This is a genomic window from Vibrio sp. YQ_11 (genome assembly GCF_043103065.1).
GTDB classification, from domain to species: Bacteria; Pseudomonadota; Gammaproteobacteria; order Enterobacterales; family Vibrionaceae; genus Vibrio; species Vibrio parahaemolyticus.
In genome coordinates this window covers 150,137-172,259 of the sequence record NZ_JBICJM010000010.1, presented here as the reverse complement: position 1 = coordinate 172,259, position 22,123 = coordinate 150,137, and the positions used below count along the sequence as shown (strand labels likewise).

Below are 22,123 nucleotides of genomic sequence, written 5' to 3'. Positions count from 1 at the left end.
ATAACCTACAATGCCCTTCAACTAAAACCTTGTAGCAAGATAAAATCACTATGAGCCTTCATCTTTCAAACGTTATTCTGCATCAACTGTGCAAAAACGATCAGGACGAACTGATTGTTAAACTTCGTCCAGCATCACTAGAAAACGATGCTTCAACTGAAAATCTCGTCGCAGAGCTCCATCGAGTATTCCATTCTAAAGCTGGTAAAGGTTTTGGCTCTTTCCAGTCAGACAGCGAATTTCAATTTTGGCTTCAAGAAATGCGCAAAGGAGAGCGAGATTTTTACGACTTCTCACAAATTAGTGCAAATCGCCTGAAAGAAGAACTGATTAAGTACCCATTTGCGGATGAAGGCATTTTGGTTTTTGCTGAGTACCAAAGTTTAGCAACAGATTATCTTTTCATTGGTATCTTGCCGATGAACCAAAGCCTTAAAGTGACTGAGGGTTTGGACATCAGCGCGACGGACTACCTCGATATCACGAAGATGGACATCGCGGCGCGCATTGACCTTTCGAGTTACGAGACGGATAAAGAATCTAACCGTTACCTACAATACATCAAAGGGCGTGTTGGTCGTAAAGTCGCTGACTTCTTCCTTGATTTTCTGCAAGCCGATATTGGGTTAGACACGAAACAGCAAAACCTTGTGTTGATGCAAGCGGTGGATGACTTCTGTGCGGATTCTAAGTTGGAAAAGCAAGAAGTTAACGAGTACAAAAAGCAGGTTTATAACTACTGTAACGAGCAGATCAAATCTGGTGAAGAGGTTCAAATTTCTGAACTTTCTGGTGAGTTACCGCCAAGCCAAGATGGTACGAGCTTTATGGACTTCACCAAAGAGCAAGGTTACGAGCTTGAAGAATCATTCCCTGGTGATCGCTCAACGGTTCGTAAGCTGACTAAATATGTGGGTGCCGGTGGTGGTTTAAATATCAGCTTTGACAGCTTGTTATTGGGCGAGCGTATTTTCTACGATCCAGAAACAGATACGCTGACGATCAAAGGGACACCGCCAAACTTGAAAGATCAGTTAAGTCGTAACTAATTCTTATGAAGAGAGCCCTAGGCTCTCTTTTTTTATGTGAAGCAAGCACAGCCAGAGCTCAGAACATGGTATATGCTTGTAATTAATGGATTATATGAGGACTGAGCGTTGCATCAATTAAGAGCAGGGATTAAGCGGATTATTTGGTTCTTATTCATTTTGTGGTGTGTATTTTCTGCAACTCTTTGGTTTCAAGCAAAGCAGACGATGCAAACGCTTTCCACATTGAATGAACTCGGCAGCAAAGTTGAGGAAGTACGTAACTTCTTTAATTTTGAGTTGCCGTATCGAGTTAAGCATGTCGATCAAGTCTCACTCAAACTTCAGCTTGTGTACGCGGTTCGTCTTCAATTAGAAAGTGAAGTCTCTGATGCGAATGGGCCAGACGTCACGCAATTGCTTTATTCAACTGACCGATTTTTGGAAAGTGCACGCGCTTTTATTGGTAGTGATGGTGAGTTGGTATCGTTGGCGGAGCAACTGCACACCAGCCGAGGTGCGGAAAACAACTCGCAGCAAATTGAAAACATGTATTACCGCTTGGGAGCCTTAGTTCTTGAATCGATTTTTAGCGACTCCAACACCAATACGGATACCTATCGCGAACTGGATTTACTGTTCATCGAATCGGATTCACTGTCGACAGGGGAGCGTTCTGCATTTCAACGTCGACTCGCACAAACCTCAAGTGTTCTTGCGGCGAATGCGCAGGGCAGTTATTTGGCGAATCAGTTATTAAAGCCAGATTTTCCTAATCAGTTGGTGTCGATGAAGGCTACGCTCGAACAAAAACTGGTTTCTTTTATCTTTTGGCTCATTGTCGTGAGCGGTTGTCTGTTGGCGTTGGTCTCATGGGCTGTCTTCTCTAAAAATGCGGTGGCGAATTCAAGTTCATCAGAGCCTGCCGTTTCTCAAACTGAAAACGCATCCAGTTCTTTAGAACACGAGAACAAAGCGCGTGAGTTGGCAAGTGATGCTCAAGCGAATAAAACGCAAGAGCTAGCCCCTGATTCGCGACAAGAATTGCTGGCTCCGCAAGAACCGTTTATCGATATAAACAGAATGCTGGATTCGCTTTCTGGCGATGAAGGCGCTGTCCGAATGTTGCTCGAGGTCTTTATTCAAGATCATGCTGAAGATGGTTCTAAATTACATAAACTTCTAAACGAAGATATAGACAACGCACAGCGCGCGGCGCACAGCCTGAAAGGGGTGTCAGGAAGTTTAGGTGCAATGCCCCTTCATTACATCTCAGGTGAGATAGAATTATTGATAAAACAGGGCAAAGAGGTACCGGATAATAAGCTCTGTCAATTAAGGGACGTATTACAACAAACAACACTTTTCGCAGAGAAAGTTCTCAACAGTGAAAAGATACGAGAAGTGCTAACAGATTGATATTCCTCTGACTTAAAATGTTGGCGGTTGAGGTATTAAAGGCGCGTTCGAACCTACACTTGGGTCCCGCTTAATTCATGTTCTATACAATTTGATAAAGGTAGCTTCATGTCCATTCGTCGATTATCGTCACTAATGGTTTTGTGGTTGGTTACCACTCTTTCAGGGTGTTCCCTGTTAGAAGTGAAAATTGACAGCCAGACCGTTCCTCTCACTAAGCAAGAGCTTAATATGCGCATTTTAACGCGCGAATATGCACTTCAATTTTTTGCTCAAGTTGAGCAAGCCGCCGATGTGCTTCAAGAGCAGTATGATCCCAATGATAAAGTGAACCAGTCTTACGTCCTGCTGTGGAAGATCAATGCAGAAGAAGGCTTGCAAGCTGCAGCATATCAAGTCTCACCAATGGCTGCATTGATTGATACGTGGGTGTTCACTCATCAAATGAACCAGTTTTATGCAACGGGCGCTGGCCGTGACATTTTTGCTACGGATGAAGCCAAACAAGTTTCGGCACACTTAGCCAACGAGGTAGACCAGCTAGCTCAATCACTGTTGAAAAAAGAGGTTTACGATAAAACGAAGCTCTTTGTTGCTGACTTTGTTAAACAGTATCCGTTCGCTGATTTAAGCATGATTAGAACGCCAGCTTACCGTGCTTGGTTAGAAGCCAATCAAATCAGTGAGGAAGACGCGGTAACAACGTTGGGTACGATGCCGGAAGCATTGGGAGATGTATCCGATAGATTGAGTTTGGTCTCTGAACAAACGCCAAAGATCATGACTTGGAAGGCGCAGTTATTAGCGTTGAACAGTTCGGCAAGTATTGAGAAGGTTAATGCCGCTTTGAACAGTCTGCAAGTGACTGCTGACTCAATGAGAGATTTCATCGATAACAACCCTGAGTATATGCGTTATTTGGCTGAACAAATGGCGGTTGAACTGCAGCCTTTAGTGGACGACATTGACCAAAAAACCGAAGCGCGTTTGTCTCAGTTAGGTGAAGAGCGACAAGCATTAGAAGAAATGGTGGCAAGAGAGCGCCAAGAGATCGCTCTGATCATCACTCATGAGCGAGAGAAGTTTGCTCAGGATATGGATAGAGTGTCTCAAGAGGTTGTGAATCTCGCCATGACCAAGTTGATAGAATTAGTGAAGAGCACAATTGTCTACTTTATTCTGTTCATTGCTGCGATATTCTTCGCTCCGCTTGGTTTAGGTTATGTGCTTGGCAAGCGAGCGGCGGTGAAAACAAAAGTAAAACAAAGCTAACGTGTAGTTTAGATACAAAAAAGAGCGCTAATGCGCTCTTTTTTTGTCTTTCATTCGGAAGGGAGGTTCTTCCTAACGCTGTGAAGTTAAGCCGTTTGCTGCTTTAATTTGCCTTCAGTTTGTTCAACTGCTTCTGCTGTTGGTTCGCATTTATCAACAAACCAACCCATGTAAGACGTGAAGATAGTCACAATAATACATACAAAGCTTAGCCACATGAATGGGGCGTAAGACAGCGTAGCAACACCCAAAATACTAGCCATGTAGATACCGTTGTCACTCCAAGGAACCATGCCTGATGTTAGCGTGCCGCCAAATTCTGCGTTACGAGATAAGTTCTTACGTTTGTAGCCTAGACGGTCGTAATTCTTCGCACAGATTTTTGGTGTCAGGATAAGTGAAACGTACATCGCCGAACCAAACACGTTACCCATAAAGGCCGTACCAATTGTGCTTGTTGCCAGTGAACCTGCACTTTGAACGCGTTTTTCAAACAGTTTCGCGATAGTTTCAAGCACGCCCACTTTGTCTAGCAGGCCACCAAAACCAAGGCCGAACACAATAACCGCTACCGAACCAAGCATTGAAGACATGCCGCCACGGTTAAGAATCGAGTCGATGAAATCTACGCCAGATGAGATTGCAAACGGAGCCCAAGCAGTGTTGAACGCAGTCAGGAAGTCCACATCTTGAATCATTACTGCCCAAATAATACCTAGCAGAGAACCAAAACTGATCACTGGGAATGAAGGCATACGCATTGCTAGAAGTGACAATACGATGATCACAGGAACAAATGAGTAAGGCGTGATGTAGAACTGCTGTTCCATCGCTTTAATCACTGAGTCCACTTGGCTCATGTCTATTTGACCTGCGTAGTGGAAACCAAAAGCAGTAAACATAATGCCAGTGATCACGTAGCTGATCAGCGCGATAGGCAGCATGCCTTTGATGTGCTCCATCACTTCAACGTTAGACATTGATGAAGCAAGAATCACTGAATCTGATAGAGGCGACATCTTGTCACCGAAGTAACAACCTGAAAGTACTGCACCCGCTGTAATTGGGGCAGGAACGCCAAGACCTTGGCCAATCCCCATCATTGCGATACCTGCGGTACCTGCTGCACCCCAAGATGTGCCGGTTGCCAACGCAGTCAATGAACAGATGATCATTGTTGCTAGCAAAAAGATAGAAGGGTGGATGGCTTTAAGACCGTAGTAGATGATGGTTGGTACGATTCCGCCTGAAATCCAAGTGCCGACAAGTGCACCAACGGCAAGGAGAATCAATACTGCACCCAGACCATTAGAAATACCGTTTAGCGCGGCTTTTTCTAAGTCTTTGTACTGATGACCAAGTTTAAGACCTAATAGCATGATGATAAACCAGCCGATGTACAGCGCGAGCTGAATTGGTAGGTCTAGCTTGGCAGTAAAGGAAAATGCCAGAAGTAGAAATAAACCTAGCGAGATAAATACCTGTATCAAGCTAGGAAGGCGTGTTGTAACTTGCTTCATATGTGCCTCTGTCAATCTTGGAGCAATAGAGGAAGGCGCTCCTTGTTGTAATGGCGCATAACATACATTAACAAAAATTATATTTCGAATATTTGGTGTTTTATCTTGATGTTCGTCGGCTAAAACGTTTGCTTGTAAAATTAACTGCCAATTAACTTTAAAATCTATGTATTTAAATGTTGTGTGATGTGAATTTATTGTGCTTCAGTTGTTGTTTTCTCACTGAGTGGTAAGACCAATACGCTCGGAGTAGGGGATTTCCCTACTTGTTAATCGAGGAGTAAAGGCAGCAGAAATAGTTCGAAATTACGGCTAACGTGAATTTTCTCGGTAAAAGGGTAAAAATTGACCTCATTTACAAATTAGGGCTTGAGATTTTTCTGCGAAAAATGAACTATGGGGTAGGTTTAATTTATTACATGGAGAGTTATGCGATGAGAGTAGGTTTAGTTGGTTGGCGCGGCATGGTCGGTTCGGTTCTAATGCAGCGTATGGTCGAAGAAAAAGACTTTGACTTGATTGAACCAGTTTTCTACAGCACTTCTCAAGTAGGTATCCCTGCGCCTAATCTAGGAAAAGATGCAGGTATGCTTCAAGATGCCTTTGATATCGAAAGTTTAAAACAGCTTGATGCGATCATTACGTGTCAAGGTGGCAGCTACACTGAAAAAGTGTACCCAGCACTTCGTCAAGCAGGCTGGAAAGGTTACTGGATTGATGCTGCTTCAACGCTGCGTATGGCGGAAGATTCGATCATCACGCTAGACCCTGTGAACCTAAAACAAATTCAACATGGTATTCATGGCGGCACGAACACCTTTGTAGGTGGTAACTGTACCGTTAGCCTGATGCTGATGGGTCTTGGTGGCCTGTTTGAAAAAGGGTTGGTGGAATGGACCAGTGCGATGACTTACCAAGCCGCTTCTGGCGCTGGCGCGCAAAACATGCGTGAGTTGATCTCTCAAATGGGCGTTATCAACGATGCAGTAAGTTCAGAACTGGCAAATCCAGCAAGCTCAATTCTTGATATTGACAAGAAAGTTGCAGACACAATGCGCAGCGCGTCATTCCCTACAGACAAGTTCGGCGTACCACTAGCTGGCTCGTTGATCCCGTGGATCGATGTGAAGCGCGATAATGGTCAGAGCAAAGAAGAGTGGAAAGCGGGTGTTGAAGCGAACAAGATCCTTGGTTCACAAGGTTCTCCAGTTCCTATCGATGGTACATGTGTGCGTATCGGTGCGATGCGTTGTCACTCTCAAGCATTAACTATTAAGCTTAAGCAAAATGTGCCGATGGATGAAATCGAAGAAATCATTGCAACTCACAATGACTGGGTGAAGGTGATTCCAAACGATCGTGACATCACGGCTCAAGAGCTAACGCCAGCGAAGGTCACCGGCACTATGTCAGTTCCTGTTGGTCGTCTACGCAAGATGGCAATGGGTGATGATTTCCTAAACGCGTTCACTGTTGGTGACCAATTACTTTGGGGTGCTGCTGAGCCACTGCGTCGTACGCTTCGTATTATCCTTTCTGAAAAAGCGTAATCGACAAAACTTCGTAAAAAGAGCTCCTATATAGTAGGAGCTCTTTTTTTAACCTTCTATTTTAACCTTCACCTCGAACCACTCTTTTGTCCGGGTCGGCCAACTCGCTTCCACAATGTTTACAGTAGATAGCGTCCGAGTCATGTCCAGCTTGAGAGCAATTAGGGCACTTCACCAGTACTTTGTGGGATTGCATCTCTTGATGTAGCTCAGCTGTAAATATCCCTGTCGGAACCGCGAGAATCGAGTAACCCAAGAGCATGGTTATAGATGCCAGCGCTTTACCTAAGTTAGTTTGAGGAACCAAATCTCCATATCCCACGGTGGTTATGGTCACAATAGCCCAATAAATACTTTTCGGAATACTGGTAAATCCGTTTTCTGGCCCTTCAACAATAAAAATCAATGAACCGAAAATCGTGACTAAAATGGCGACGGTTGTGAAGAAGATGAAGATCTTTCTGCGAGCCATTAGTAATGAGCGCAACAAAATGTTGGACTCTTGCAGGTACCTCACCAACTTCAAGATACGAAAAATACGCATCACACGTAGTGCTCTGATCACGCCCATGAAAGAGGCGGATGGGAAGAACAATACTAAGTAAGTTGGGATGATCGCCAACAGATCGACAATACCGTAGAAACTTTTTGCGTACGCCACCGGTTTTGGCGAGCAATACAGACGTAGCAAGTACTCAATGGTAAACAGGCCGGTGAAGGTGTATTCAAGGTACTTCAGTTCTTTTGCCCACTCGGCACGTACCGAGGGAATGGAATCTAGAACGAGAACGGCTAACGAGCTGATGATGGCAATAATAAGCGCGATATCAAAAGCACGGCCGGCTTTGGTGTGGGTGCCAAATATAGTGACGTAAAGTGTATTTTTTAGAGAGTGAGTCGTCATGACAAAGCGATCCATTGTTGAATCGCTCTATCATAACGTCATTAATAAAATCAGGCTAATCCAGGGAACAAGTTACGTAAGCCGTTTGCAATAAACTCGATGCCTAGCGCACCAAGAATCAAACCCATGATACGTGTGATCACGTTGATGCCTGTTTGACCCAAGAAACGAACGATCAAAGGTGCCGAACGAAATAGCAACCAAGAACAAAGGCAAAATAGACCAATCGTGATAACGATGCCCACGGTATCGAACATACTTGGGTAACGCGCGCCATAAACGATTGTTGAGCTGATTGCACCAGGACCAGCCATTAGTGGCATCGCTAGTGGTACAACGCCGATCTGTTCGCGGCTAACGTACTCAGATTTTTCTTGTTTGTTCTGCTTATCCTCACCGAGCTTACCGCTCATCATCGAAAAGGCGATGCTTAACAGCAGCAAGCCACCCGCCACTCGGAATGAATCCAGTGAAATACTGAACATATCCAACAGTAACTGACCTGCAAGCAGGGAAATGATCAGGATCACGGCCACTGCCACATTGGCTGTTGTCGCGGTTTTGATCTTTTCTTCTGGTGTCATATGTCCGCTTAAAGACACGAAAACAGGCATGATGCCTACAGGGTTAACGGCGGCAACCAACCCCAAGAAAAACTGCAGGAAAATGGCTAGCTCTAAAGTCTGCATATTGCGTACTCGTAAATGTTCACATTAGTGAAAAACGGAAAGGGTAAATTTACACCAATCTATCGGGTTTTGTTGCTAAGTAAATTCGTGGGAGGTGACTACAGTTAGAAAGGGATGGATAACTGTAGTCACCTTTGTTCTTATCGAATTTCTGCGCAATTATTGGAACATCTACTTACCAGATTCCAGATTGGTTTTCGGCGCTAAATGTAAGGCAAAAGTGCATTAGGAAGAAATGAAAAAAACTAACGTATTGACCCCACTATTTGTGAGAAAAACTAATTTTTTAATAAAATGTATCTAATCTGAGAGTGAAATGTTACATAGAATGTTGCTGTGAAATTGTGCTGTTTTACACAAACGTTAACATTCGCACATTTTTGATAAAAACAAAGGTGGTTTGTAGAGAGATGTATTTGATTCGATATACTCTCAGTAGCACAAAAAATTAGGCCTACATGTAATTTTGTTGGCTAAAAATGAAACTTTTTTACAGGTTGTTGTTGTTTCTTTTATTTTTTTGTCTGTTTGCTTGTTTTTTATGCAATAAATAAGTTGGTTTAATTTATTTGTTTATCAAATAGTTACATTAAATTGTTGTGGTTAACCACTACTTTGGTGGTATTTCGAGTGTGAGAACTGATCCAAGTCAATTTTTTTCACACTCTGAAATATTATACTCAGTCCTGAAAGCAATTTACTAAGACGTTTGTTCTCTAAGTGACTGATAAACAGTAAAAACGAAAGACAATTGCCTTAATAAAAAGTTTTTAATATTTGTTAATTTTAGGAGAATCCCTATGCCTGTAACTAATATGGCTGAACTAGATGCAATGATTGCTCGCGTTAAGAAAGCGCAAGAAGAGTTCGCTACTTACTCTCAAGAGCAAGTAGACAAAATCTTCCGTGCAGCGTCTCTTGCAGCTAACCAAGCTCGTATCCCTCTAGCGCAACAAGCGGTAGAAGAATCTGGTATGGGTATTGTTGAAGATAAAGTAATCAAGAACCACTTCGCTTCTGAGTTTATCTACAACAAATACAAAGACGAACAAACGTGTGGCATCCTAGAAGAGGATGACAACCTAGGTACTATGACTATCGCTGAACCTGTTGGTATCATCTGCGGTATCGTACCAACAACTAACCCTACATCTACAGCGATCTTCAAATCTCTAATCTCTCTGAAGACTCGTAACGGTATCATCTTCTCACCACACCCACGTGCGAAAAACTCTACTAACGATGCAGCTAAACTTGTTCTAGATGCAGCAGTAGCAGCAGGTGCACCAAAAGACATCATCGGTTGGATCGACCAACCTTCAGTTGAGCTATCAAACGCTCTAATGAAACACGATGACATCGCGCTTATCCTTGCGACTGGTGGTCCAGGCATGGTTAAAGCAGCTTACTCTTCTGGTAAGCCAGCAATCGGTGTAGGTGCTGGTAACGTTCCTGTAGTTATCGATGAAACAGCAGACATCAAACGTGCAGTTGCTTCTGTACTAATGTCTAAAACTTTCGATAACGGCGTAGTATGTGCTTCTGAGCAGGCTGTAATCGTAGTTGACGAAGTTTACGACGAAGTAAAAGAGCGTTTTGCTTCTCATAAAGCTCACGTTCTATCTAAAACAGATGCTGACAAAGTACGTAAAGTGCTTCTAATCGACGGCGCGCTAAACGCGAAAATCGTTGGTCAACCAGCTACAGCTATCGCTGAAATGGCGGGTGTTAAAGTTCCTGCAGATACTAAAGTGCTTATCGGTGAAGGCCTAGGCAAAGTATCTTACGATGACGCATTTGCTCACGAGAAACTGTCTCCAACTCTAGGTATGTTCCGTGCTGACAACTTCGAAGATGCAGTTGCTCAAGCAGTAACAATGGTCGAGATCGGCGGTATCGGTCACACATCTGGTCTATACACTAACCAAGACGTGAATGCAGACCGCATCCGTTACTTCGGTGACAAGATGAAGACTGCTCGTATCCTAATCAACATCCCGACTACACACGGTGGTATCGGTGACTTGTACAACTTCAACGTTGCACCTTCTCTAACTCTAGGTTGTGGCTCATGGGGTGGTAACTCTATCTCTGAGAACGTAGGTCCTAAGCACCTAATCAACAAGAAAACTGTAGCGAAGCGAGCTGAAAACATGTTGTGGCATAAACTACCTAAGTCAATCTACTTCCGTCGTGGTAGCCTTCCAATCGCACTTGGCGACCTAGAAGGTAAGAAACGCGCATTCCTAGTAACTGACCGTTTCCTATTCAACAACGGTTACGCAGATGACGTAGTAAGCCTACTGAAAGCTCAAGGCATGGAAGTTCAAACATTCTTCGATGTTGAAGCTGACCCAACACTATCTGTAGTAGAAAAAGGTGCGGCTCAAATGGCTAGCTACCAACCTGACGTTATCCTAGCGCTAGGTGGTGGTTCACCAATGGATGCAGCGAAAATCATGTGGGTAATGTACGAGCACCCAGAAACTCACTTTGAAGAACTAGCAATGCGCTTTATGGACATCCGTAAACGTATCTACAAGTTCCCTAAAATGGGTAAAAAAGCTGAGCTTGTATGTATCACTACAACTTCAGGTACTGGTTCAGAAGTTACTCCATTCGCAGTTGTTACTGACGACAAGACTGGTGCTAAGTACCCACTAGCTGACTACGAAATCACGCCAAACATGGCTATCGTTGATGCGAACCTAGTAATGAACATGCCTAAGTCTCTAACAGCGTTCGGTGGTTACGATGCAGTAACTCACGCTCTAGAAGCTTATGTATCTGTTCTTGCGAACGAATACTCTGACGGTCAGGCTCTTCAAGCACTTAAGATGCTAAAAGAATACCTACCATCAAGCTACGCGAACGGTGCTAACGACCCAATCGCTCGTGAGAAAGTACACAACGCAGCTACTATCGCTGGTGTAGCGTTTGCGAACGCATTCCTAGGTGTTTGTCACTCAATGGCACACAAACTAGGTGCTGAGTTCCACATTCCACATGGTTTGGCTAACGCACTACTTATCTCTAACGTGGTACGTTACAACGCGAACGACAACCCAACTAAACAAACTGCGTTCTCTCAATACGACCGTCCACAAGCACGTCGTCGTTACGCTGAAGTTGCAGACCACCTAGGCCTAAGCCAAGCTGGTGACCGCACTGCTCAGAAGATTGAACGTCTACTAGCATGGTTGGATGAACTAAAAGTTAACCTAGACATCCCAATGTCTATCCAAGCGGCAGGTGTTGCTGAAGCTGACTTCGTAGCGAAACTAGACGAGCTAGCGGTTGAAGCGTTCGATGACCAATGTACTGGTGCGAACCCACGCTACCCTCTAATTAGCGAGCTAAAAGACGTTCTACTAGCTTCTTACTACGGTAAAGCTTTCGTTGAAGGTGAAACTTTCGAAGGTACTACAGTAATCAAGAAGAAAGCAGACCAAGAAGCAGCGAAATCTGCTCCTAAAGCTAAAAAAGAAAAGGCTGACGCGTAATTAAGAGTCGCTTTGAGTAAGGTTTTCGCTAGCACGAAACTTTAATCGGGAAAAGGTTAAAGCCCCAGTCAAATGACTGGGGCTTTTTTTGTTTAGGAGCTGGAGGTTGCTTACATCGGAGTCGGGAAACACAGAGCAATGGTGTATGTTTACACTTCGGTCGCAACTACTCGGCCACTGAAGTATTCATTTGAGACGATGTATGCTGTGTTACGGACCAGTTCGTCTTGGATCTCTGCCCAGTGCCTTTCGTCAAGATCCTCTCGTGTATGACTGACAGAGGGAATCACGCCGCCGACGCGGATATTGAAAGGGGTGAGCTCTTTTGCCCAGCTGCGCGTAAAGCCAGACACCAAAGCCGCCATGCTTTCAACACCAGTCAGATCTTCGTGGTTATCGTGCGAAATGACATTCACGATCACACCTTTTTTATTGCGCGCTCTAAATCGTTCCGCGCCGACTTGCCCGTAGGTATAGAGAAAACGTGCCGCGGAAGATAGGTGGTCGATATAGATACTCATTGGTTCTGGCGCCATTAGGCTTGGCATCGGTGAGCTCGTCCAACAATTAACGATAACATCTGGCGTTGCTCTTAGCTGCGATTCGATCTGATCAAACAATAGGTTTATAGATGTGGGGTTATCACTACACACATTCATTGCATAGACTTTGTCGGTAAATGCGCGGATCTGATCATAGCTCGCCTTTAGGGCGCTTGAATTTTGGTCACACAGGATCAACGTCGCTCCGAGATGAGCGAAATGGCTGGAGCACGTTCTTCCGATGACCGAACCCGCAGATGTGACGAGAATGATTGACTCTTTAATATCCATAACACCTTCACTGTATCCATGTGTGAAAAACAATACACCAGTGGTTTGTGCTATCAGCATGGTTGAAAATCGTTGAGCTCAGTGTGAAAGGCTTCAAACTAACGCTTTCGAGTAAGGACTATTGTGCGGTAATTTGTAAGGCGTCACATTTCTGACGTGTTGATACTGCAAGCTGTTGGATGAAAAGCTGATCTCTATGCTTGAGCTTGGATCTGATACTGACGTTGAGCCGTCACTAGCTGATTGTAGAGGCCCGCGTCAGGAATAAGGCTCTTGTTGCGCTCACCTAAAGTGCGGCGCTCATGGCCTGACAAATTATGATAAACGTCTTCAGGAAGATCGAACGTATCTTCTGGCAAGTAGGTTAGGGCGTCTGGTTTTAGGTAGTGGCTTAACTTTGCAGATGGCAGACCCGCATTATGGAATTGTTTCGCTTGTAATGCGGCGAGCTCGTAGCTGCTGCTATCGGAGCGCAAAGCTTGAGGCTGAGAGAGCCCAAACTGTTGACGAAGAATCTCGTCGCTTGTGGCCGTTTCTTTAATTTCTTCAGCCGGTACGACATCTCGAACATCGTTTGAGAACATAGACAAAATCAGCGAAAAATCGGCACGACGACCTTCGTGAACAGCATAGTTGATACTGTTGCCGAACCGAATTTCGTTGATAATTGCTGCTTTGTCTAACGTATGAATTTGCATGATGTTCCTCTTGAGATGCTTTTATAACGGCGCATCAAAGAAGAACTTTAGGAAAAAGAAGAGATTAAATGGGTATTTTTAAGCGAGAAAAGAAAAAGCTCGCTGATTCAGCGAGCTTTTAAAATAAGACTAAATTGAACTAGGGGGAAGTCAATTACTTCGCTAGGTTCTCAGCTACGAAGTCCCAGTTTACAAGAGCCCAGAAGCCGTTCATGTAATCAGGACGTACGTTGCGGTAATCGATGTAGTACGCGTGTTCCCATAGGTCAACAGTTAGAAGTGGAGTAGTACCTTCTTCTGTTAGTGGCGTTGCTGCGTTAGAAGTGTTAACGATTTCTAGAGAACCGTCAGCTTTCTTAACTAGCCAAGTCCATGAAGAACCGAAGTTGTTGATTGCTGCGTCAGTGAACTTCGCTTTGAATTCTTCGAAAGAACCGAATGCTGCGTTGATTGCGTCTGCAACTGCGCCAGTTGGTTCGCCGCCCGCGTTTGGAGCAAGACAGTGCCAGTAGAACGTGTGGTTCCAGATTTGCGCTGCGTTGTTGAATACGCCACCAGTAGAAGTCTTGATGATCTCTTCTAGAGTTTTGCCTTCGAACTCAGTACCAGGGATAAGACCGTTAAGCTTAACAACGTAAGTATTGTGGTGCTTACCGTGGTGGTAGTCTAGAGTCTCTGCTGAGATGTGTGGTTCTAGTGCGTCTTTCGCGTAAGGAAGAGCTGGTAGTTCAAATGCCATTACTCGATTCTCCATTGATATGAAAGGTTAACCTTTCGATTGCTTCCAGTGTTTTTTATAGCTATGTAGCCTTTACGGCTGACTTGCTAGGTATTTTAGCAAGTTTTTACTTTATTAAAACCCCGATATGAAAATATTTTGAGATGCTAAGTGTTGTTCATGCTCGTCCACTTACCAACGAAGTGGTAGTAAGCGGTCAAACTTTTTGCTTTTAAATCATCTCAGTATAAACCGTATCAATTACATGGTTTTTATTCTGTCGTTATTGAGTAGAATGTGGCAAATAAACAAGTTCACATCCATGAATGAGGAAGCGATGGAAACTATCGACAAAATCAAACAGCAGATCTCTGAAAACTCAATCCTGCTGTACATGAAAGGCTCACCGAAACTGCCAAGCTGTGGTTTCTCTTCTCAAGCATCACAAGCGCTAATGGCATGTGGCGAGAAGTTCGCTTACGTAGACATTCTACAAAACCCAGACATCCGCGCTGAGCTACCAAAATACGCACAATGGCCAACGTTCCCACAGCTATGGGTTGAAGGTGAGCTAATTGGTGGTTGTGACATCATTCTGGAAATGTTCCAGAAGGGTGAACTTCAGCCTCTAATCAAAGAAGCTGCAGCACGCGCTGAAGGTCAAGCTGAGTAATTCGTAAATACTCACATTTGGCGATAGAATACGAAGGAGCCGCATTGGCTCCTTTTTCTTTTTTAGGTTAGTGGAATGAACATAACGCTTTACTACGTACATGACCCTATGTGCAGTTGGTGCTGGGGATACAAACCAACCATCGAAAAACTAAAACAACAACTGCCAGGTGTGATTCAGTTTGAGTATGTGGTGGGTGGGCTTGCACCAGATACTAATTTGCCAATGCCGCCAGAAATGCAACAAAAGCTTGAAGGGATTTGGAAGCAAATCGAAACTCAGCTAGGCACCAAGTTTAACTACGATTTCTGGAAACTGTGCACACCAGTGAGAAGTACGTATCAATCATGCCGCGCTGTTATCGCCGCCGGATTCCAAGATTCGTATGAGCAAATGCTCGAAGCGATTCAGCACGCCTATTATCTACGTGCAATGCCACCTCATGAAGAAGCAACGCATCTTCAATTAGCGAAAGAGATTGGCTTGAATGTGCAGCAGTTTAAAAATGATATGGATGGCACGTTATTGGAAGGTGTATTCCAAGACCAACTGAGTTTAGCGAAAAGTTTGGGTGTTAACTCTTACCCTAGTTTGGTGCTGCAAATCAACGATGCGTATTTCCCAATTGAGGTGGATTACCTATCGACCGAGCCAACGCTTAAGTTGATTCGTGAACGCATTATCGAAAACATGCCAGCGCAATAGTGGCTTCGTTTTCGATTGAATTAAAAAAACCGCTCATATCGAGCGGTTTTTTTGTTAGCAAAGGCATCAGTCTTTTCTGTTCGAAAACTTGATACTAAAGCACCATTGCAGCGATCCAACCGAAGATGATCAGTGGGATATTGTAGTGGATGAAGGTTGGAACAACCGTTTCCCAAATGTGTTCGTGCTGGCCGTCAGCATTTAGGCCAGAAGTTGGGCCCAATGTTGAGTCGGATGCTGGAGAACCTGCATCACCTAGCGCTGCAGCTGTACCTACTAATGCGATCGTTGCCATTGGTGAGAAACCAAACGCCAAAGAAAGCGGAACGTAGATGGTTGCAAGAATTGGAATCGTCGAGAATGAAGAACCAATACCCATGGTTACCAATAGACCAACAACCAGCATAAGTAGCGCAGCAAGCGGTTTGTTGTCACCAATACTTGTAGACAGTGACTGAACTAGGGTTTCTACGCCACCGGTTTGTTTCATTACCGCTGCAAAACCCGCGGCTGCGATCATGATAAAGCCGATCATCGCCATCATGTGAACGCCTTTGGTGAATACGTCGTGGGTTTCTTTCCACGCGATAACGCCACCAAACGTGAACACCATAAAACCAGCAAGAGCACCGATGATCATTGAGCCGGTGTAAAGCTGAACACCAAGCGCGGCAATAATACCAAGTGCAGCCACTAGGATGTGCTGTTTGTTAATGCTGTGGTCGGTTTCGTGAACCACAGTCAGTTCTGTTTCTTTGTACTCACGAGGTTTTCGGTAGCTAACAAAAATGGCCAGTAGCAAACCAAAAATCATACCCGCGCCAGGAAGCAACATTGCGGTTGGTACTTGGCTTGCGACAACGTTCTCTAAACCGTTGTCATGCAGGTTCTTCAGCAAGATGTTGTTTAAGAAGATCCCGCCAAAACCAACAGGAAGCACCATGTAAGGTGTAATCAGACCAAAAGTCAGCACACACGCAATTAAGCGACGATCCAGTTTAAGCTTCGCAAATACGCCCAAAAGAGGTGGAATCAAAATTGGAATAAAGGCGATATGAACAGGAATTACGTTCTGAGAAGACATGGTTACGAGCACTAACGCCACTAATACAGCGTATTTAAGGCCAGTAGTCGATGCCGCACTTTCTTTGCCGTTTAGGCGTTTAATCACGCTTTTTGCGAGCAGGTCAGTGATACCAGATTTAGAAATGGCAACGGCGAATGTGCCAAGCATAGCGTAGCTAAGTGCAATCGTTGCACCGCCACCTAAGCCACTTTCGAAGGCCGCTACGGTATCGCCTAAGCTCATTCCCGCAACAAGGCCACCAACAATGGCACTAAACGTGAGGGCGACCACCACGTTTACACGCATCAATGCTAACACGAGCATGACGCAAACTGAGATAACGACAGGATTCATACTATTCCCAATATGTTGTGTTTACTTATTATTCTTCGTTAACAAGCGGCCAACCGCCGAGGGCCTTCCATTTGTTCACGATGCCACAGAATAACTCTGCAGTTTTTTGTGTATCGTAAAGGGCAGAGTGCGCTTCACGATTGTCGAATTCCATCCCTGCCGTTTTGCATGCTTTAGCGAGAACAGTTTGACCATAAGCAAGGCCGCTTAATGTGGCGGTGTCAAAAGTAGCAAAGGGATGAAAAGGGACTCTTTTTAACTTGCAGCGTTCGTTTGCTGCATTAACAAAACTTAAGTCGAAAGCGGCGTTATGTGCAACCATTATTGCACGTGAGCAATCAGATGCTTTTTGTTCTTTACGAATCAGCTTATAAATTTCTTTTAATGCTTCTTGTTCAGAAACTGCACCGCGTAACGGGCTGAAAGGGTCACGAATACCATTAAACTCAAGCGCTTCTTTCTCTAAATTCGCGCCTTCAAAAGGTTCAATATGAAAATGAATAGTGGAGGCTGGATGCAGAACGCCTTCTTCATCCATACGAAGGGTGACGGCGCAGATTTCTAAAAGTGCATCGGTTTGAGCATTGAAACCAGCGGTCTCAACGTCAACAACCACTGGGAAATAACCACGAAAACGCTTTTTCAGGGTTAGGGCTTCATTTTCTATTGTCATGTTGGCTTATTTTTGTGTGACGAAGGCTGCATTATTGCAGATTATATCGATGAGAAAAACCGCAATTTTGGAGAAAAACGGAATTCTATTTTCCATCTAATCAATAAGCTCGCGCGGCGCTTGAGATAAAGAGCACAAGTACCGATTTTGGTATCACGCAGGTGCATATTTAACTCGGAAATAGATACGATTTAGCGGCATTTGTGGGAGAAATTAGAGCTGGAATCGTTCATTTTGATACTCTCACCAAGAAAGTTAGAGCATTGGCGGGATTTTTGCATGACAATCGTTGTAGTTTTAATGATTCCAATTAACGGCAAAAGACTGCCGTTTGAGAGATTGTACTAGATGAATAAATGGCTGATAACCAGTGGTGTCATGCTTTCACTGCTTAGCGCAAACAGTTACGCGGTGATGGGCAAGCGTTATGTCGCTACTCCGCAGCAATCACAATGGGAAATGGTGGTAAATACCCCTTTGGAATGTCAGCTTGTGCATCCAATTCCAAGCTTTGGTGATGCGGTGTTTTCGTCGCGTGCGAGTAAAAAAATCAATTTGGATTTTGAACTTAAGATGCGTCGCCCTATGGGTGAAACACGCAATGTCAGCTTGATCTCAATGCCACCACCTTGGCGACCGGGTGAGCATGCCGACCGCATCACGAATCTGAAGTTTTTCAAACAGTTTGATGGGTATGTCGGTGGGCAAACTGCTTGGGGTATTTTATCTGAATTAGAGAAAGGCCGTTACCCAACATTCAGCTATCAAGATTGGCAAAGTCGCGATCAACGAATTGAAGTCGCGTTGTCATCCGTATTATTCCAAAGTAAGTACAATGCGTTTAGTGACTGTATCGCTAATTTGTTGAAGTACAGTTTCGAAGATATTGCGTTTACGATTTTGCATTACGAACGTCAGGGTGACCAACTGACGAAAGCGTCTAAAAAGCGTCTTGCTCAGATTGCTGATTATGTGCGTCACAATCAAGATATCGACCTCGTGCTGGTGGCGACATACACTGATTCAACCGATGGTAAGAGCGAAAGCCAGAGCCTATCGGAGCGACGAGCAGAGTCTCTACGTACTTACTTTGAATCACTGGGTTTGCCAGAGGATCGTATTCAAGTGCAAGGTTATGGCAAGCGCCGACCTATTGCTGATAATGGCACGCCGATTGGTAAAGACAAGAACCGTCGTGTAGTCATCTCTTTAGGTCGAACTCAAGTTTAGGCCGTAGTAAAGCATGCTTACATATAAAACGCCGGAGAAATAATCTCCGGCGTTTTTGTACATTGACGTTGTTAGCTTGTAAATTAAGTAAAAGCATCGAAAACGCTCAAGTCTTACTTTGTATATGTTAGTGAGTATCTACTTACTGTCGAATAGCTTTCGTTGAGTCATTTCCAAGTGATGAGGTCAGCTTATTTTCGACCTTTGCTCATTAATTTAAACGAAACTTAGCGATCACTTCGCAATTGGTTGCGGTATCGATCTTCTCTACTTGTTTCGCAATTGCTGGGTTTGGATGACGCTTCATAAAATCGATAAGTGCTTTTGTGCAACAGCCGATGGAGTCAATAAAGCTCGCGCAATTCTGGTTTGGGCATTGGGGAATAAGTGTGAGCACTTTTTCAGATGCCAGCTGAAGATATTTGAGTTCGTATTCGGTATCACCAGCCCAGCGCCAAAATTGCGCGAGGTTGTGACAAGAGATTACAGAAATCAAAAGGCGCTCGTCTGCTTCAATTTCCACGCATTCACTAATGTCTTCACTTAAGCTTAAAGCTTGTTGATAGTGAAGAATGCTGCGTACAGGATCATCTAGTTGCAGGGCAGTATCGGCTAGGAGTGTGTGTTTTTCCCATTCACTGATCATTATCGTTGTCCCACGTATCGAATTTGGGATGAATCTAAACGATAATTATTATCAAGTAAAGTAGTTTGTTTACAAAAGGACAGGCAGATCGCAGACCTGCCTGTAATTGAGGTTCGACTTGCAATGCAAGTGAATCAGATGTTCTAGCCTTCTAGACCCGCAGAAGCTTGTTTGTTCTGGATAAGCTCAATCATGTAACCATCAGGATCTTTTACAAAGGCGATGTGTGTTGTACCACCTTTCACTGGGCCCGCTTCGCGAGTAACGTTACCGCCTGCGGCTTTGATTGCATCACATGTTGCGTAGATGTCGTCTACGCCAATTGCAATATGACCAAATGCTGTGCCTAGGTCATATTCTGTCTTACCCCAGTTGTAAGTCAGTTCAATCACGGCACCTTGGGATTCATCACCGTAACCAACAAAGGCAAGTGTGTATTCGTACTCTTTGTTTTCGTTGGTACGAAGCAACTGCATGCCCATGACTTCAGTATAAAATTTGATTGATTTGTCTAGATCACCTACGCGAAGCATAGTGTGTAGAATTCGACCGTTTGACATTTTTAGCTCCTAGCTTCTGTTTTCAGATAGCGTTAACTATCTGGGTATACTTTCTCTTTATATTCGCACAAATCTTCAATAATGCAGCTTCCACAGCGAGGCTTTCTCGCTAAACAAGTGTAGCGACCATGAAGAATTAACCAGTGGTGTACATCGAGTTTGAACTCTTTTGGTACCACTTTTAATAGTTTTTGTTCGACATCATCTACCGTTTTTCCCATCGCAAACTTAGTACGATTCGAAACGCGATAAATGTGCGTATCGACGGCAATGGTTGGCCAACCAAATGCGGTGTTGAGCACGACATTGGCGGTCTTACGGCCGACTCCTGGAAGAGCTTCAAGAGCGTCGCGATCTTCAGGCACTTCGCCATTATGTTTTTCTAATAAGATCTTACAGGTTTTGATGGTGTTTTCTGCTTTTGAGTTAAACAGGCCAATAGTTTTGATGTATTCCTTCAAACCATCGACACCCAAATCGAGAATACTTTGTGGCGTATTCGCAACGGGGAAGAGTTTATCAGTGGCTTTGTTGACACTGACATCGGTCGCTTGCGCTGAAAGTAGCACAGCGATGAGTAACTCAAATGGAGAGCTCCAGTTCAGTTCCGTTTCAGGATTGGGGTTGTTTTCTCTTAATCGTTCAAGAATTTCTATTCTTTTTTCTTTGTTCATTGCTGACTTCCAAACCCGTCTTTGCGGTTTATGAAAAAGGCCCTACGAGTGGTAGAGCCTTGATTTTAGAATTCTTATATTATGCGTTAGTTACGCGAGCACGCTCAATGGCCGGCTTTTCTTCTTTCGGCTGACGAGCCTGAATTGAGCTGTCGATAACATTTTTCAACGCAATCAAAAGTCCTACACCGATGAAAGCACCTGGTGGTAATAGTGCTAATAAGAAGCTGCTATCAAATTGGAATACTTGAATGCGCAGCGCTGCAGCCCAGTCACCCAATAGCAAGTCTGCACCGTCAAACAATGTGCCGTTGCCGATAAGCTCGCGCATTGAGCCCAACACAACTAGCACACTGGTCATGCCCAGTCCCATCCATAAGCCGTCCAATGCGGCAGGAAGCACATCATTTTTTGAAGCGTAAGCTTCGGCGCGACCGATGATGATACAGTTGGTTACGATCAACGGGATAAAGATACCCAGTGATAGGTACAATCCGTAAGCGTAAGCATTCATTAGTAGCTGGACGCAGGTTACGAGTGACGCAATGATCATAACGAAAACCGGAATTCGGATCTCTTTAGGAACATAGTTACGGATCAGTGAAACCGTTACGTTAGACCCCACTAGTACCAGTAATGTGGCAATACCAAGACCCAGCGCGTTGGTGATCGTCGATGAAACGGCGAGTAGAGGACATAAACCGAGCAGCTGAACCAATGCTGGGTTGTTGCTCCACATGCCGTTCTTCATCAATTGTTTGTTTTCGCTCATTGATTGTCTCCTGCGCAGTTTAGTGGCTGGCTGAGAATCTCATCACGAGATTGATTTACGTAGTTTACGGTGTTTCTGACTGCTTTGACGACAGCTCGAGGCGTAATGGTAGCGCCAGTAAACTGATCAAAGTCTCCACCATCTTTACGAACTTTCCAAGAATTCCAATTATCTTCGGTGACTTGCTTACCCGTGAAGCCAAGAATCCAACTGGTAACGCGAAGATCTATTTTATCGCCTAGCCCCGGTGTTTCTTGATGGCTAAGTACGCGCGTACCTAAAATCTTACCTTGATTATCGATACCTGTGATGACTTTGATTTCACCGTTATAGCCATCTGGTGCAATCGACTCAATGGCGATGGCTGTTGGCTCGCCATTTTTGGTGGCAATGTAGGTAGGCATTGCGTGCATCGTGCCAAGCTCTGGAGACGTCACCAACGTGCATGATTGAGTTAATGCGTTGTCGTGCATCGTTTTAGGAATTACTTGATTAAGCACTGAAAGTAGCTGCTTTTGTTCCTGAAGCTTGATTTGATCTTCGGTTAAGTACTGAGTCAACGCGACCAAACCTGTTGTGGCGCAAGCAAAGATCGCCAGTGTCAGACCATTTTTTCTAATTGCGGTTAACATGTTT

21 protein-coding genes are annotated in these 22,123 nt (G+C 44.3%); 8 read left to right on the top strand and 13 right to left on the bottom strand.

Features of this window, described 5'->3' with window-relative positions; translation table 11 throughout:
* Positions 1 to 50 precede the first annotated feature (50 nt).
* The 3 genes from yejK (at position 51) to ACF8EG_RS07925 (ending at position 3,719) form a co-directional block, all read left to right on the top strand.
* Complete coding sequence (gene yejK / locus ACF8EG_RS07935) at positions 51 to 1,049, top strand: nucleoid-associated protein YejK (protein WP_020841077.1); 999 nt, start codon at positions 51 to 53, stop codon at positions 1,047 to 1,049.
* A gap of 207 nt (positions 1,050 to 1,256) precedes the next feature.
* On the top strand, positions 1,257 to 2,447 hold the full coding sequence (locus tag ACF8EG_RS07930) for an Hpt domain-containing protein (RefSeq protein ID WP_392411341.1): 1,191 nt from the start codon (positions 1,257 to 1,259) through the stop codon (positions 2,445 to 2,447).
* Between the two features lie 108 nt (positions 2,448 to 2,555).
* The gene (locus ACF8EG_RS07925) at positions 2,556 to 3,719 is read left to right on the top strand and encodes a chemotaxis protein (RefSeq protein ID WP_069504714.1); all 1,164 of its coding nucleotides are present in this window, start codon (positions 2,556 to 2,558) and stop codon (positions 3,717 to 3,719) included.
* An 86-nt stretch (positions 3,720 to 3,805) separates the two neighbouring features.
* Here the strand turns inward: ACF8EG_RS07925 and nhaC are convergent, their stop codons facing one another.
* Positions 3,806 to 5,239 carry a Na+/H+ antiporter NhaC gene (gene nhaC / locus ACF8EG_RS07920; protein WP_069504712.1) on the bottom strand — a complete coding sequence of 478 codons (1,434 nt, stop codon included), beginning with the start codon at positions 5,237 to 5,239 and terminating at the stop codon, positions 3,806 to 3,808.
* A gap of 434 nt (positions 5,240 to 5,673) precedes the next feature.
* Here nhaC and asd point away from each other — a divergent pair, with 434 nt between their 5' ends.
* Positions 5,674 to 6,789, top strand: coding sequence for an aspartate-semialdehyde dehydrogenase (gene asd / locus ACF8EG_RS07915; protein WP_021484870.1), 1,116 nt, complete (start codon positions 5,674 to 5,676; stop codon positions 6,787 to 6,789).
* 61 nt (positions 6,790 to 6,850) lie between these two features.
* Here the strand turns inward: asd and ACF8EG_RS07910 are convergent, their stop codons facing one another.
* Both ACF8EG_RS07910 and ACF8EG_RS07905 read right to left on the bottom strand, forming a co-directional pair.
* On the bottom strand, positions 6,851 to 7,708 hold the full coding sequence (locus ACF8EG_RS07910) for an ion transporter (protein WP_005461750.1): 858 nt from the start codon (positions 7,706 to 7,708) through the stop codon (positions 6,851 to 6,853).
* A gap of 35 nt (positions 7,709 to 7,743) precedes the next feature.
* Positions 7,744 to 8,382, bottom strand: coding sequence for a YchE family NAAT transporter (locus ACF8EG_RS07905; RefSeq protein WP_005461786.1), 639 nt, complete (start codon positions 8,380 to 8,382; stop codon positions 7,744 to 7,746).
* An 800-nt stretch (positions 8,383 to 9,182) separates the two neighbouring features.
* Here ACF8EG_RS07905 and adhE point away from each other — a divergent pair.
* Complete coding sequence (gene adhE, locus ACF8EG_RS07900) at positions 9,183 to 11,885, top strand: bifunctional acetaldehyde-CoA/alcohol dehydrogenase (protein ID WP_053815688.1); 2,703 nt, start codon at positions 9,183 to 9,185, stop codon at positions 11,883 to 11,885.
* 149 nt (positions 11,886 to 12,034) lie between these two features.
* Here adhE and ACF8EG_RS07895 read toward each other — a convergent pair whose 3' ends face one another.
* The 3 genes from ACF8EG_RS07895 to sodB form a co-directional block, all read right to left on the bottom strand.
* The gene (locus tag ACF8EG_RS07895) at positions 12,035 to 12,778 is read right to left on the bottom strand and encodes an SDR family oxidoreductase (protein WP_053815689.1); all 744 of its coding nucleotides are present in this window, start codon (positions 12,776 to 12,778) and stop codon (positions 12,035 to 12,037) included.
* 134 nt (positions 12,779 to 12,912) lie between these two features.
* Positions 12,913 to 13,416 (bottom strand): VC2046/SO_2500 family protein, encoded by a 504-nt coding sequence (locus tag ACF8EG_RS07890; RefSeq protein ID WP_069504710.1) that lies wholly within the window; start codon positions 13,414 to 13,416, stop codon positions 12,913 to 12,915.
* Positions 13,417 to 13,570: 154 nt separating this feature from the next.
* Positions 13,571 to 14,155, bottom strand: coding sequence for a superoxide dismutase [Fe] (gene sodB, locus ACF8EG_RS07885; RefSeq protein ID WP_005485383.1), 585 nt, complete (start codon positions 14,153 to 14,155; stop codon positions 13,571 to 13,573).
* A gap of 316 nt (positions 14,156 to 14,471) precedes the next feature.
* On the opposite strand from sodB, the gene ACF8EG_RS07880 reads away from it, so the two are divergent.
* Entirely contained in the window at positions 14,472 to 14,807 is a 336-nt protein-coding gene (locus ACF8EG_RS07880; RefSeq protein ID WP_005494473.1) for a Grx4 family monothiol glutaredoxin, read from the top strand.
* Between the two features lie 75 nt (positions 14,808 to 14,882).
* Positions 14,883 to 15,512 (top strand): DsbA family protein, encoded by a 630-nt coding sequence (locus ACF8EG_RS07875; RefSeq protein WP_069504709.1) that lies wholly within the window; start codon positions 14,883 to 14,885, stop codon positions 15,510 to 15,512.
* 94 nt (positions 15,513 to 15,606) lie between these two features.
* Here the strand turns inward: ACF8EG_RS07875 and ACF8EG_RS07870 are convergent, their stop codons facing one another.
* Positions 15,607 to 16,932, bottom strand: a complete 1,326-nt coding sequence (locus tag ACF8EG_RS07870) for a Na+/H+ antiporter family protein (protein WP_005490613.1) — start codon at positions 16,930 to 16,932, stop codon at positions 15,607 to 15,609.
* A gap of 28 nt (positions 16,933 to 16,960) precedes the next feature.
* Positions 16,961 to 17,605 carry a ribonuclease T gene (gene rnt / locus ACF8EG_RS07865; protein ID WP_005490636.1) on the bottom strand — a complete coding sequence of 215 codons (645 nt, stop codon included), beginning with the start codon at positions 17,603 to 17,605 and terminating at the stop codon, positions 16,961 to 16,963.
* Between the two features lie 348 nt (positions 17,606 to 17,953).
* On the opposite strand from rnt, the gene ACF8EG_RS07860 reads away from it, so the two are divergent.
* Entirely contained in the window at positions 17,954 to 18,835 is an 882-nt protein-coding gene (locus ACF8EG_RS07860; protein ID WP_005494483.1) for a flagellar protein MotY, read from the top strand.
* A gap of 211 nt (positions 18,836 to 19,046) precedes the next feature.
* On the opposite strand, the gene ACF8EG_RS07855 is transcribed toward ACF8EG_RS07860, so the two are convergent.
* The 5 genes from ACF8EG_RS07855 to rsxG form a co-directional block, all read right to left on the bottom strand.
* On the bottom strand, positions 19,047 to 19,481 hold the full coding sequence (locus ACF8EG_RS07855; RefSeq protein ID WP_005490627.1) for a DUF2753 domain-containing protein: 435 nt from the start codon (positions 19,479 to 19,481) through the stop codon (positions 19,047 to 19,049).
* A gap of 143 nt (positions 19,482 to 19,624) precedes the next feature.
* The gene (gloA, locus tag ACF8EG_RS07850) at positions 19,625 to 20,041 is read right to left on the bottom strand and encodes a lactoylglutathione lyase (protein WP_005480812.1); all 417 of its coding nucleotides are present in this window, start codon (positions 20,039 to 20,041) and stop codon (positions 19,625 to 19,627) included.
* 32 nt (positions 20,042 to 20,073) lie between these two features.
* On the bottom strand, positions 20,074 to 20,715 hold the full coding sequence (nth, locus tag ACF8EG_RS07845) for an endonuclease III (protein WP_005480814.1): 642 nt from the start codon (positions 20,713 to 20,715) through the stop codon (positions 20,074 to 20,076).
* 79 nt (positions 20,716 to 20,794) lie between these two features.
* Positions 20,795 to 21,487 carry an electron transport complex subunit E gene (locus ACF8EG_RS07840; protein ID WP_005480817.1) on the bottom strand — a complete coding sequence of 231 codons (693 nt, stop codon included), beginning with the start codon at positions 21,485 to 21,487 and terminating at the stop codon, positions 20,795 to 20,797.
* Complete coding sequence (rsxG, locus tag ACF8EG_RS07835; RefSeq protein ID WP_069504707.1) at positions 21,484 to 22,119, bottom strand: electron transport complex subunit RsxG; 636 nt, start codon at positions 22,117 to 22,119, stop codon at positions 21,484 to 21,486. Before rsxG ends, ACF8EG_RS07840 begins: the two co-directional genes overlap by 4 nt.
* Positions 22,120 to 22,123: the final 4 nt, after the last annotated feature.